This is a genomic window from Zhongshania aquimaris (genome assembly GCF_019312595.1).
Classification (GTDB): Bacteria; Pseudomonadota; Gammaproteobacteria; order Pseudomonadales; family Spongiibacteraceae; genus Spongiibacter; species Spongiibacter aquimaris.
The window spans coordinates 66,536-79,047 of sequence record NZ_JAHWDQ010000005.1 but is presented as its reverse complement, the minus strand read 5'-3'; the positions used below and the strand labels follow the sequence as shown (position 1 = coordinate 79,047).

General features: G+C 48.4%; 10 protein-coding genes. 3 read left to right on the top strand and 7 right to left on the bottom strand.

The window, feature by feature from the left end:
* Positions 1 to 28 precede the first annotated feature (28 nt).
* The 3 genes from KXJ70_RS16255 to KXJ70_RS16245 all read right to left on the bottom strand — a co-directional run bounded on the left by KXJ70_RS16255 (position 29) and on the right by KXJ70_RS16245 (position 2,158).
* On the bottom strand, positions 29 to 478 hold the full coding sequence (locus KXJ70_RS16255; RefSeq protein ID WP_219044710.1) for an EF-hand domain-containing protein: 450 nt from the start codon (positions 476 to 478) through the stop codon (positions 29 to 31).
* A gap of 133 nt (positions 479 to 611) precedes the next feature.
* Positions 612 to 1,280, bottom strand: coding sequence for an NUDIX hydrolase (locus KXJ70_RS16250; protein ID WP_219044595.1), 669 nt, complete (start codon positions 1,278 to 1,280; stop codon positions 612 to 614).
* A complete protein-coding gene (locus tag KXJ70_RS16245; protein WP_219044594.1) occupies positions 1,277 to 2,158 on the bottom strand; it encodes a redoxin domain-containing protein in 882 nt (293 codons plus the stop codon). The genes KXJ70_RS16250 and KXJ70_RS16245 overlap by 4 nt, the downstream gene beginning before the upstream one ends.
* Before the next feature lie 259 nt (positions 2,159 to 2,417).
* On the opposite strand from KXJ70_RS16245, the gene KXJ70_RS16240 reads away from it, so the two are divergent.
* The 3 genes from KXJ70_RS16240 (at position 2,418) to KXJ70_RS16230 (ending at position 7,346) form a co-directional block, all read left to right on the top strand.
* The gene (locus tag KXJ70_RS16240; RefSeq protein ID WP_219044593.1) at positions 2,418 to 3,827 is read left to right on the top strand and encodes a wax ester/triacylglycerol synthase family O-acyltransferase; all 1,410 of its coding nucleotides are present in this window, start codon (positions 2,418 to 2,420) and stop codon (positions 3,825 to 3,827) included.
* A gap of 35 nt (positions 3,828 to 3,862) precedes the next feature.
* On the top strand, positions 3,863 to 5,851 hold the full coding sequence (locus KXJ70_RS16235; protein ID WP_219044592.1) for an SDR family oxidoreductase: 1,989 nt from the start codon (positions 3,863 to 3,865) through the stop codon (positions 5,849 to 5,851).
* A 193-nt stretch (positions 5,852 to 6,044) separates the two neighbouring features.
* Positions 6,045 to 7,346: a GntP family permease gene (locus KXJ70_RS16230; protein ID WP_219044591.1), complete on the top strand. Its 1,302-nt coding sequence runs from the start codon at positions 6,045 to 6,047 to the stop codon at positions 7,344 to 7,346.
* A 91-nt stretch (positions 7,347 to 7,437) separates the two neighbouring features.
* On the opposite strand, the gene KXJ70_RS16225 is transcribed toward KXJ70_RS16230, so the two are convergent.
* The 4 genes from KXJ70_RS16225 to bioD all read right to left on the bottom strand — a co-directional run bounded on the left by KXJ70_RS16225 (position 7,438) and on the right by bioD (position 12,509).
* Positions 7,438 to 7,626, bottom strand: coding sequence for a DUF3094 family protein (locus KXJ70_RS16225; protein WP_219044709.1), 189 nt, complete (start codon positions 7,624 to 7,626; stop codon positions 7,438 to 7,440).
* A gap of 118 nt (positions 7,627 to 7,744) precedes the next feature.
* Entirely contained in the window at positions 7,745 to 9,535 is a 1,791-nt protein-coding gene (locus tag KXJ70_RS16220) for an acyl-CoA dehydrogenase C-terminal domain-containing protein (protein ID WP_219044590.1), read from the bottom strand.
* 63 nt (positions 9,536 to 9,598) lie between these two features.
* Positions 9,599 to 11,386: an acyl-CoA dehydrogenase C-terminal domain-containing protein gene (locus KXJ70_RS16215; RefSeq protein ID WP_219044589.1), complete on the bottom strand. Its 1,788-nt coding sequence runs from the start codon at positions 11,384 to 11,386 to the stop codon at positions 9,599 to 9,601.
* Between the two features lie 433 nt (positions 11,387 to 11,819).
* The gene (gene bioD / locus KXJ70_RS16210; RefSeq protein WP_255558541.1) at positions 11,820 to 12,509 is read right to left on the bottom strand and encodes a dethiobiotin synthase; all 690 of its coding nucleotides are present in this window, start codon (positions 12,507 to 12,509) and stop codon (positions 11,820 to 11,822) included.
* Positions 12,510 to 12,512: the final 3 nt, after the last annotated feature.

The window sequence follows — 12,512 nt, the reverse complement described above, 5'->3', positions numbered from 1 at the left end:
TATTGAATTGGCGAATGCGGACCCTCAATTACACACCGCTACCTTGACGGTGCTCGCCGCCGTGACGGTCACCACCGTGATCGCGCATCGCCTTAAACATTTCACGGCGGTCGATATTGCCATCACCATTACTGTCCATGCGCTTTGTCATTTTATCGGTGCTGGCGGCAAACTCATCCGCAGATACCTGACCATCGCCATTAGCGTCTGCTTGGTCAAAGCGATCTTTCTTATTCGCTTCGCGCTCAGCCATTCGCTTGGCCTTGTATTCGGCCACTTCTTCGCGGGTCAAATTGCCATCGCTATTTATGTCCATTTTCGAGAACATGGCTTGGCGATGCTGCGCCATTTCCTCTGTACTTACTGTGCCATCACCGTTTAAATCAAATTTCGGGTGCTGCTTAGCACCTTCGCCAGCAATTGCCGACATTGCCGCCATAGAAACAATCACACCAAGTATTTTTTGTGCTGTATTCATAATGGGTTCTCCCAAGAATCATTGTTAAGAATATTACTGCTTTGTTCCGGCCGTTAATGATTAAACACCGCAAGCACAATAATCCTTCGCTCCTAAGCGAAAATTATTCCTGGGACGATCTTCAGTCTTATTATTATGTTGTACTGTACTCATAGCGCCATACGCCATTTTCCAAATAACAGCGATTTCGCGGGCCACCGACATTCGGGTCACAATTACTATAGCCAGCGTCACCACCGTATAGCATGCAGACATTATCGTTGTGCGACGAAATTCTCGGCTCAAAATAGGGAACGTCGCGATCACTGTAGAAGCGCTGCGCATCAACTTGGCTAACGCACGCCGCCAACTCAGTAAGGGTAACCACCGTTGGCGGCATTAAAGCCAGCTCGCCGCTGCGATGCTGCTGCAGGAATTCTTCAGGTGCTCCCCAGCGATAGTCATCCATTTCTTCGCCATCAACAACAATCTCACGGCGATCGCCCTCGGCAAGATAAAACCACGTAGCAAATCGTCGCCCGATCGACGGCGGCGTTGTCCAGTGTGACAATAGCAATAAACTATCAGCAGATAGCTTTAGACCGGCTTCCTCCTGCGTCTCCCTTATAGCGGCAGCTCGCGCCGCCTGTTCGTCAGTTTCCGCACCAATCGCATCTTCAGGATCCACAGTACCACCTGGGAACACCCAGTGGCCACCGCCAACCTTAAGCTGCGTATGCCTGCGTAACAGTAATATTTCTAAGTTCTTGTCGCCGTCGCGAACTATCACTACGGTAGCCGCAGCCCTTATATCTGTCGTCATTGATTCCAACCCACTACGCTACACCCAAGCTTGATCCAGGCTTGATCCAGGCTTGCTATTATTGTTTCTACACTCGGCCGAATACGGAAATTATCCGTTAAATCAACATAAATAATTTTTCCACTTTCATCCGTCACTACTACCGTTGGCAAAACGGTATCGTGTCCATAACCAAGTATACCCAGCGGCACACCGTAGCGGTGAACAATGCCAAGCGTGCGCGCTGCGTTATTGTCTTCATCCATATAGAATGGTATTGAGACGCTAAGTCGCGACTGTTGCTGCGCACTTTTTTCTCTACTTTGCGGGCTGATAAGTGCCAGCTCAATTCCCCGCTCGCGAAGAGTTTCATATTCTTCAGCTAAGTGCGCCAATTGTGACTGGCACATAGGGCACCAATTGCCTCGAAAAAAAACCCACAGTACTTTTTTCCCTAAAAAGCTAGACGTCGAAACCTTCTCCCCTGCTAGGGAGCTCACCGTAAAATCAGCTAAGTACGCACCTTTTTTCAGCAGAACATTGTCGCTTCGATCGAGATAGGTATACCAAAACACATAAACCAATACCCCACCAAGACCAAAAAACAAGGTATAAAATGTAGGCAGAGGTCGCATCTCCACTACCGTTAACAGGGCACCCAGCAAAGCCATTATCACTGGAATTGCGATAAAACGAACAACCCTCGTGTAAGGAAAGGTATACACCAAGCTCATAAAGAGAACTAATGGCCCGACCGCTACCAAAGCGCCTAACCAAGACAAACTAAATCTTGAATCGGTAAATAGCTGGTAAAGGCTTTGAGAAGAAACCGCAATGCATATAAGCAAATAGGGAATTGCGTACCAACGCTTAAGTCGTGATATCAAACCCAAAATCATGAATATCTATCCCTACTGTCCACAAACCCTCTTTGCCATTCACTGTAAAAACGGCTATTTGTGTTCTAGCTTGAAGCTTTACACGATATAAAGACTATTGACCGAAAATTATTGCTATTAAAAAAAACAGCAATAGCCAATAAAAACATTAGGACATAGACTAAAGTTGTATTCAATGACCTAGCTTACGCCCCGGCGTGGCAAAAAACATGACAACGCTAAATATAACAGGTAGTTGTAACTACGAGGTACGGAACGAATGGCAAAACTTTCAGTAATGGATTTAGCTTTTTTTCTAACCGAGACTGACGCGAGCCCCAAACATGTGGGCGGTCTACTTATGTTTCGCAAGCCCGCAAACGCGAGCGAAAGTTATGTTGAACAACTGGTTAATGAATACGCAGGCAATATCGAAGAGATTCGCGCGCCGTTTAATCAAATTATTCAATTTTCTGCCATTAGCGCCCCTCGTTGGCGATGTGATCTAGATTTCGACATTAACAACCATGTCTTTTATCACCGTATTGAGGGCCACGATTTTCGTGAAAGCCTTTACGATTTGATTGGCGATTTACACAGTATTCGCATGGATCGTTCACGACCAATGTGGGAAATGCATGTTATTCAAGGCATTGATGACAAACGCTTTGCCATTTATACCAAACTACATCACGCCTATGCCGACGGCGTTACCATGTCCTCATGGCTTGTGAATAGCTTAAGTAAATCTGCCAGAACGAAATCAGTCACGCCGATATGGTCAGTATTGCCTCAAAAACGCCTACAAAATACGGCGGACAGCATTTCAATCATGAAAGTATTAAGCCAGCTAGGTGGGCGCTCTGGCGACTATATTAAGGCATTAACCGGACTCACCAAGCTCAGTGCACAGCTCGCTCTAGAAACACTCAACCTAACCAAAAATGCGGTCGCTGTGCCATTTAAGGCAAATAGCTCAACACCGCTAACAGGGCAAGTCAGCGCCGGACGCCAAATAGCCACTGCCGCCGTCGACATGGAGCGCGTGCACCGGCTGCGCAAACTGACTCGCTCTACCCTCAACCATATTGCGCTGACCTGTATCGACGGCGCTCTGCACCGCTACTTGCAGGATTGCGGAACTGATATCAACGAACCGATTACCATTCAGATGCCCGTGAATTTGCGCCAAAGTGGCGATGACAGCTTCGGAAATAAAATCGGCATTGTGCTTGTTGAACTAGCCAGCAAGACCACCGACCCCTACGAAAGACTGAGAGAAATCGGCTTTACCCTACGCAACGTACGATACCAGATCGATGGGGTTCCGCCGGCGTCGGTCATGGCGTATACGGTCCTTCTGGGCGGGGTTTCGCTTATTGGTGAGGCATTGAAGCTCGGCGATGTACTGCCACCGCTGGGTAATACCTTAGTTTCCAATGTACCCGGGCCCGCAAAAGCACTGTACTTGAAGGGCGCAAAATTAGAAGAAATGTACCCTATAAGTGCCTTAACGCCGAGCAACCATCTCAATATTACGCTATACAGTTATGATGGCCGCTTGCAGTTTGGCTTGGTTGCTACGACGGCAATGCCGAACCTAGATATTCTCGGCAACTATATACACGATGCGTTTGACGACCTTGAAGAGGCCGTCTCGCCATCAGCACTAGCTAAAACCAAAAAATAACAAAGTAACGAAATTCATAATATTGGAGATACACCATGAGCTATTTTGTCACCGGCGGTACTGGCTTTATAGGCCGTTTTCTCATTGAACGTCTTGCCAAACGCAAAGGTACTATTTATGTATTGGTGCGCAGAGGCTCAAAACAAAAATACAAAGACCTATTAGAAAAAACTGGGCTAAACAGCAACCGCCTAGTAGCAATAAATGGTGATCTATCCAAGCCGTGTTTAGGTATTAGCACCAAGGATATGGCTACGCTGAAAGGCTCGGTTAAGCACTTTTATCACCTTGCCGCCATTTACGACCTGAAAGCTGACGCCGCCAGCCAAGAAATCGCCAATGTAGACGGCACCAAAAATGCTATCGCTGCTGCTGAAGCAATGAGCGCCAAGTGCTTTCATCTAGCCAGCTCAATTGCAGCGGCAGGTTTATACCGAGGTACTTTTCGAGAGGATATGTTCGAAGAGGCAAAAGGTCTCGAGCACGCGTACTTCCGCACCAAGCATGTTTCTGAAGGCCTAGTCCGTAACGAATGTAAAATTCCCTATCGTATCTATCGACCTGCAATGGTTGTCGGTGACTCTAAAACCGGTGAAATTGATAAAATCGACGGCCCTTATTACTTCTTTAAACTACTGCAAAAGCTCCGCAACCGCATCCCTCAGTGGGTACCGTTAATCGGCCTTGAAGGCGGGCAGATGAACATAGTCCCAGTTGACTATGTTGCCGATGCGATGGACTTTTTATCCCATAAGGCTGGGCTAGACGGCCGCTGCTTCCATTTGGTTAATCCTGAATCACAGCAAGTTGGCGAAGTCCTCAATATATTTTCACAAGCCGCCCATGCACCGCGATTTGCACTGCGTATAGATATGCGGATGTTTGCATTTATTCCGGCATCCGTTCTTAATCTTTTAAAAGGTCTGCCGCCGGTTCGCCGCATCATAAATGCGATATTAGCGGACTACCACATTCCACAAGACGCCGTCGGTTTTATGAATATGCCGACTCGATTCGATACACGGGACACCCTCAAAGCCTTGAAAGGTAGTGGCATTTCGCCACCGGCCTTAGAAGATTACGCCCACAAAATATGGGACTACTGGGAGCGCAACCTCGACCCCGATCTATTTAAAGACCGCTCATTGCGTGGAAACGTAAAGGATAAGGTAATTGTTATTACCGGCGCATCTTCGGGGATCGGTAAAGCCGCCGCTATCAAACTTGCCGCTGCCGGTGGCAAGGTCGTTCTCGTGGCGCGCACACTTGAGAAGTTAGAAGAAACTCAAAAAGAAATTGCTGAAAAAGGCGGTACCAGCTACGCCTATAGCTGCGACGTATCAGATTTAGCTTCCTGCGATAAATTAGTCGCAACTTTATTAGAAAATCATGGCCAAGTGGATGTACTGGTCAACAATGCAGGGCGCTCAATTCGCCGCTCGCTGGAATTAACGTTTGATCGCTTCCATGACTTTGAACGCACCATGCAGCTAAACTACTTTGGCGCAATCCGCCTAATTATGGGTTTGGCTCCCTCAATGCTCGAGCGCAAAGCCGGTCACGTCATCAATATTTCATCTATTGCCGTCATCGTCGGAACGTCGCCGCGTTTTTCAGCCTATGCTGCGTCTAAATCTGCACTGGACGCGTTCTCACGCGCGGCTGCAGCGGAGTTCTCTGACCGGAATATTGCCTTTACGACGATTAATATGCCACTGGTCAGAACCCCGATGATAGGGCCAACATCAATCTACAACTCGGTGCCCACTTTGTCGCCAGACGAAGCCGCCGATATGATTTGTAATGCCATTATTCGCAGACCTAAACGTATAGCGACCGGTCTTGGTATATCGATGCAAGTACTAAACGCTATTATGCCCAAGGCGGTAGAAATCATCATGAACACGGTTTTCCGCACCTTCCCAGACTCGTCTGCTGCCAAAGGTGACGGCGACGAGAAAAAAGCCGAGGTGTCTTCTGAGCAAATGGCGCTGGCTGCTGTTCTTAAAGGTATCCACGTCTAATTTCGCAGCCCACTATGTAACAAGGGGCCCTAGGCCTCTTGTTACAAGCCCTTCTCTTAGTCACTACTCACCACTCACTTTCAGCTAAACAATGATAATCAATTGATTTCGAATGGCCGTAACTTGGCTTAGTCGGTTAGGATTATCCACTTCATTGAAAATACGGCCCGCTAAACGTATTTAGGAGCACTTCATGGTCAGTATGATCGGATTAGTCGGCGGCTTACTCCTGCTAACGACTCTAGCGCTGCGAGGCTGGAATCTGTTTATTGCCGCGCCCATATGCGCACTCATCGTCGGTTTGAGCGGCGGCATTCCGGTATTTCCTGACAACGGGCCAAACGCCTTTGTTACCACATACATGAATGGCTTTGCAGGCTTTGTAAGCGCGTGGTTTTTGATGTTCTTACTTGGCAGCTTGTTCGGCAAATTTATGGAGGACACTGGCACTGCCGACAGCCTCGCGCGCTGGATAATCGGCAAAATCGGAATGAAGCACGCGGTTGCTGCGGTTGTGCTCGCCTGCGCGATATTAACTTACGGTGGCGTGAGCGTTTATGTCGTCGCGTTTTCTGTATACCCGATGGCATTAGGTCTATTCAAAGACGCCAATCTGCCACGACGCTTTATTCCAGGCGCTCTCGCCTTCGGCTCAATCACCTTCACAATGACCACCGCCGGCTCACCCGAAATTCAAAACTGGATTCCCGTTAAATTTTTGCACACTAGCCCTTACGCAGCATGGGAAGTGAGTTTTATTGTCGCAATTTTTATGGCGATCTGCGGCTTTTTCTGGATCAACCGAATGATTCGCAAAGCCGTAGCCAACGGCGAGCACTTCGAGCACCGCGCTAGCGACCCAGATATTCCTGAGCGCGATTATCCTCACCCTATTACAGGCTTACTTCCATTGCTGGTTGTGCTTAGCGTGTCTTTTTTATTTCACGACTCACTACAGCAGTACGCGCTAATACTCGCACTACTGGGTGGTTGCATTTGCATCATGCTGATTAATTTTCGGCACTTTCACAATATGAACAAGGCAATAAACGAGGGGACTACAGGCGCACTAATTGCGATCGGCAATACGGCTGCAGTAGTAGGTTTCGGAACGATGGCCAAAGCATCACCCGCCTTTGCGGTAGCAGTAGACGCGATGACGGGCATTCCGGGTAACGAGTTAATTGGTGCCGCCATTGCCGTTACCACTATTGCAGGTCTCACTGGCTCGGCGTCTGGAGGCTTGTCAATCGCACTGCCGGTACTTGGCCCGCACTACACAGACTCGGGTGTAAACCCAGAACAGTTGCACCGCATTTCGTCCATAGCCTCCGGGGCATTGGATTCCCTGCCACACAATGGCTATATCGTCACTACCGTAAGAGCCATTTGTGGCGAAACTCACAAAAGCGCATATTGGCCAATCGCCGCCCTAACTATTGCTATTCCAACAGCAGGTTTGATTCTGGCCGTGACGCTAATGCCGTTTTTCTAGATAAATAGGCGTACAAGCGCGATACCGCTAGGAGCGGCTTCACACTTTAAAAATTGCGGAATGTAACCATTTTACGAAGGAGGAACAAGAATCAGTGAATACCGCTCATCCATGCCAGCAATAAAGCACCTACCGAGATGGTCGACACCATGATCAACAAAATCCCAAGCAACTTTAGCGGCCGATAAGGTTTACGCTCAACATTGTTATAACCCTGCTTCAAGAAAGCATCTACTTTCGCCTGATCTTCTGGGTACAATTTATTGTGTTCGTTTTCCATCATTCCACCACTAGCGATTAGAAAGCCCGTTGCCCACCTTTATTTAGGCAATAAAAAAGGCGGCACTATTATCTCAAGTTGCCGCCTTATTAACCAGTTTTACCGTGCTTATATCAAATTAAGCAAATGCTTCCTCTGGAATATCCATTAAGCTGGCACTGCCATTACGGATTGATTCGCTCAGCCCTTTTGCCTGCGGCAACAGTCTCTGAATAAAGAAACGTGCGGTGTGAAGCTTGGCCTGTCCAAAAGCCTCGCCTTGGTCACTCTCACCGCTCAGCACCGTGCGTGTCATCATCGCCCACATATAGGTATAGAGTGTGAAGCCCATGACATGCAGAAACTCTACCGACGCTGCGCCGATGGCGTTGGCATCGCCCGCCTGCGCCTGCGCCAAAACAAACTCAGACAGCGACTCAAGATTATCAATCGCTTCGTTTAAGGGAAGTAAAAACTCATCCATACCGCTCACTGATGCCGCCGACGTCGCAAATTCCCGCATTTCAGCTATCAGGACGTTAAGATTTTGAGCACCGTTTGCTGCAATTTTACGACCCATTAAATCGAGTGCTTGGATGCCGTTGGTGCCTTCGTAAATCTGGCTAATGCGCACGTCACGCACCAACTGCTCCATGCCCCACTCGCGTATATAACCATGGCCGCCAAAAACCTGTTGGCCCGCTACGGTGCCTTCAAGGCCTTTATCGGTAAGGAAAGCTTTGGCAATTGGCGTCAATAATTCCACCATACCTTCTGCCTTGGCTTTAACGTCACCGCTACCAAATTTCGACTCATCTAATTGCTTGCCCACATAAACGGCAAATGCACGGCCAGCCTCTACATACGCTTTTTGCGTTAATAGCATGCGACGCACATCGGGGTGCACAATAATCGGATCAGCTGCACCAGCACTATTAACTGGCCCCGACGGAGCACGACTTTGCAGACGCTCACGCGCGTATATCGAAGACCACTGGTAAGCGGCTTCAGCGGCGCTCAAGCCCTGAATGCCCACCGACAGACGCTCGTAGTTCATCATGGTAAACATACCCTGCAAACCACGATTGATCTCGCCGACAAGATAACCCTGCGCACCATCGAAATTCATTACGCAGGTTGCCGAGGCATTGATACCCATTTTGTGTTCTATGCTACCGCAGTGAACACCGTTGTTTTCACCGCTGCTACCATCTTCATTGACCTTCATTTTAGGGACAAGGAATAAGGAAATACCCTTGGAGCCGGCAGGTGCATCTGGCAATTTAGCTAACACCAAATGAATAATATTCTCAGTTAAATCCTGATCACCACCAGTAATAAATATTTTGGTACCAGTGATACTGTAACTGCCATCTGCAAGCGGCTCTGCCTTGGTTCGAATCATCCCAAGATCGGTACCCGCATGGCTTTCCGTTAAGCACATGGCGCCAGCCCACTTACCTGAATACATATTCGGCAAGAATTTCGTTTTCAGCTCGTCCGTCGCATGGCTGGAAATAGCCAGGGCCGCGCCAGATGTAAGAGTTAAATACAAGCCCATCGCGATATTCGAGGAATACAACATTTCTTCAAACAGCAACACCAACATCTTGGGCATTGTTTGCCCGCCGTATTCCGGCGCGCCAGACAAGCCGCCCCAACCGCCTTCAGCCAGCTGTCGAAATGCGTCTGGATAACCCTTCGGCGTGGTCACTACCCCATCAGTCCACTTAACACCTTCTTCGTGCCCTGGCTGACTTAAAGGGGCCACTAAGGACTCATTAATTTTTGCGCCTTCTTCGAGAATTGCATCAGCTAATTCACGGTTAACGTCTTCCATAGCAGGCATGGCTTGCCACAAGTTTTCAGCTTTGAAAACTTCGTGTAGAACAAATTGCATATCTCGGAGGGGGGCTTTGTATTCAGGCATAAATGACTCCTTCTAAATAAGCACGACGGCACTAGGCCGTCGCGATTCAATCAAACAAAATTCTTAAAATGCAAAAGCTTCTGCAGGCATCGCCATCACACTATCCGCCCCATTAAGCATGGCAAGTTTGTGAGATTCGGTGCGAGGTAGTAACCGTTGATAGTAAAATTGCGCGGTTTGAATCTTTGCTTTGAGGAAGGCATCATCAGCATCGCCATCTAAAGCAACCGAGGCCATACGCGCCCACATATACGCTAACGACACATAGCCAGAATACATTAGGTAGTCCACCGACGCAGCGCCAACTTCATCGGCATTGCTCAGGGCTTTTTCACCCAATTTAGCGGTGATGTCTCCCCACTCAGCATTTAGCTCAGCCAATTTTTCTACAAATGGCGCCATGCCCGGCTTGTCTTTTTGCTCTTTACAGAACTGATGAATAATCTTAGTAAACACCATCAATTGCTTACCGCCGCTGCCCATCACCTTACGGCCAAGTAGATCTAAAGCCTGGATACCTGTAGTGCCTTCATAGAGGGTAGAAATACGTAAATCGCGGACGATTTGTTCCATCCCCCACTCAGAAATAAAGCCGTGGCCACCAAACACCTGCATACCGTAATTCGCCGACTCCAAACCCGTTTCAGTAACAAATGCTTTCGCAATTGGGGTCAGCAATTCAGATAGTTCTTCCGCATCGCGACGCGCTTGTTCATCGCCAGAGAAATAGAACGTATCAACAAGTTGCGCCACCCAGTATATAAACGCACGACTACCTTCAGCGAAGGCCTTTTGCGTTAATAACATACGGCGAACGTCGGCATGAACAATCAAGGGATCGGCAGGACCGTCAGGGTTCTTTGGACCGCTCAGTGAACGCATTTGGAGACGGTCGCGAGCGTATTCTAAAGCGCCTTGAAACGACGCTTCGCCGGCAGACAAACCCTGTAAAGCCGTACCTAGACGAGCCGAGTTCATCATATGGAACATCGCATTCAAGCCGCGATTTTCTTCGCCAACCAAAAACCCTTTAGCGCTGTCAAAGTTCATTACACAGGTCGCAGAGGCCTTTATACCCATTTTGTGCTCAATGCTGCCGCAGTGAACGCCATTGCGCTCGCCAACTTCACCGTTCTCGTCGGGCAGGAATTTAGGAACAACAAATAGGGAAATACCTTTGGTACCCGATGGCGCACCCTCTACACGAGCCAGCACAAGATGGATAATGTTTTCCATCATGTCATGCTCGCCACCAGAAATAAATATTTTGGTGCCGGTGACGTTGTAGCTGCCATCTGCATTCATTTCGGCTTTTGTTCTTAGAAGACCGAGATCTGAGCCGCAGTGGGACTCCGTCAAGCACATGGTGCCGCCCCATATACCGCTAGTCATTTTTTCAAGGTAGGTTTCTTGCAATTCATCGCTAGCATAAACCTCAAGCAAGCGCGCGGCCGACTGCGATAAACCGGTATACATACCCCAAGCCCAACAGGCAGAACTGACCATTTCAGTTACAACCAAGCCCAAGGAATTAGGCAAACCTTGACCGCCAAATTGGGGATTAGCGGTCATCGACGGCCAACCGCCTTCGGCATATTGCTGATAGGCCTCTTTAAAACCTTCTGGCGTAGTAACCCCTGACTCAGACCAAGTACAACCCTGCTGGTCTCCGACCTGGTTTAAAGGAGAGAGTACATTTTCAGAGAATTTGGCGCCTTCAGAAATAATGGCGTCCATCAAGTCTTCACTAACTTCTTCACGGCTAGCAAGACTGGCAAAGTGTTTGTCGCTGTTAAGTACCTCTTTCAGTACAAAATTAATATCGCGAAGTGGAGCTGTATATTGCGGCATGATAATGACCTCATGAACAAAAATCTGGCAGATTGCTACACACCCACCAATGTTGACAGTGACAACTATAGCGATTTTACTACGTCTTGCAAGCTATTTTGGATTAGGATGCGCTTGAGATATTTGGCTCACTCCCGCCAGCTCAGCTATAAAAACCTTGAAAATCATAACGTTAGGGATTCAACACAAAAAACCTGAGTGACTCGAGTTACTTAGTCAACAATAGCCTTTTAACAGAGGACATTGCTTCGTATACTGCCATAAAATCTGCAAACAGCGACTCACGCGTCCTAAACAAGGTCCTTTTAAGAAGGCCCCTCACCAAGGTATTAATCAATATTTGAAGGTGTTCAGCTGCGCTCGCTCACATCATTGTAGTGACTTCGTCTACCCCACCGCGGTCAGTAATAGCTTTGATCGACTAAGATCAGAGTCACAAAATAGAAACGTCTAAAAACTTGGCGACATTATCGAAACCCCGTTTTTCACCTTTCAAATAGGGCACCACACCAAGGCAGGGTGCGGAAAGCAGGGCTTTTAGCGTTGAGACATTTTCTTCAAAACATGACATATCAGGGTCAATTCGATTTGCCACCCACCCCGCTAAGCGCAAGCCATCCGCCTTTATCGCATCCGCTGTCAGCAGGGCATGACTGATGCAGCCCAATTTCATACCCACCACAAGTACAACCGGAGCTTGCAATTCAACCGCTAAACCAGACAATAACTCGCGACCACTCAATGGCACTCGCCAACCGCCCGCGCCCTCAATCAACACAAAATCTGCGCTCTGCATCAGCGCGCCACGACATAAGCCGGCGAGCTGGGCGACGCTTACCCGCCTCCCCACTTGCTCTGCAGCAATATGCGGCGCTATTGGCTGCTCTAGCAGTACCGGATTAACTTGCTGATAGGACATTTTTTCGGTCATAGCCTCCATTAACATGACCGCATCTTGGTTTCGCAATCCATCTGGAGTGCTTTCTGCGCCCGCAGCGATCGGTTTAACTGCGAGCGTGCGCAAGCCTTTATTTGCAGCAGCCACAAGCAATCCGCAACCAATTAAAGTCTTGCCCACGTCAGTGTCAGTACCTGTAATGAAAAAATGACGACTACTCAACATACT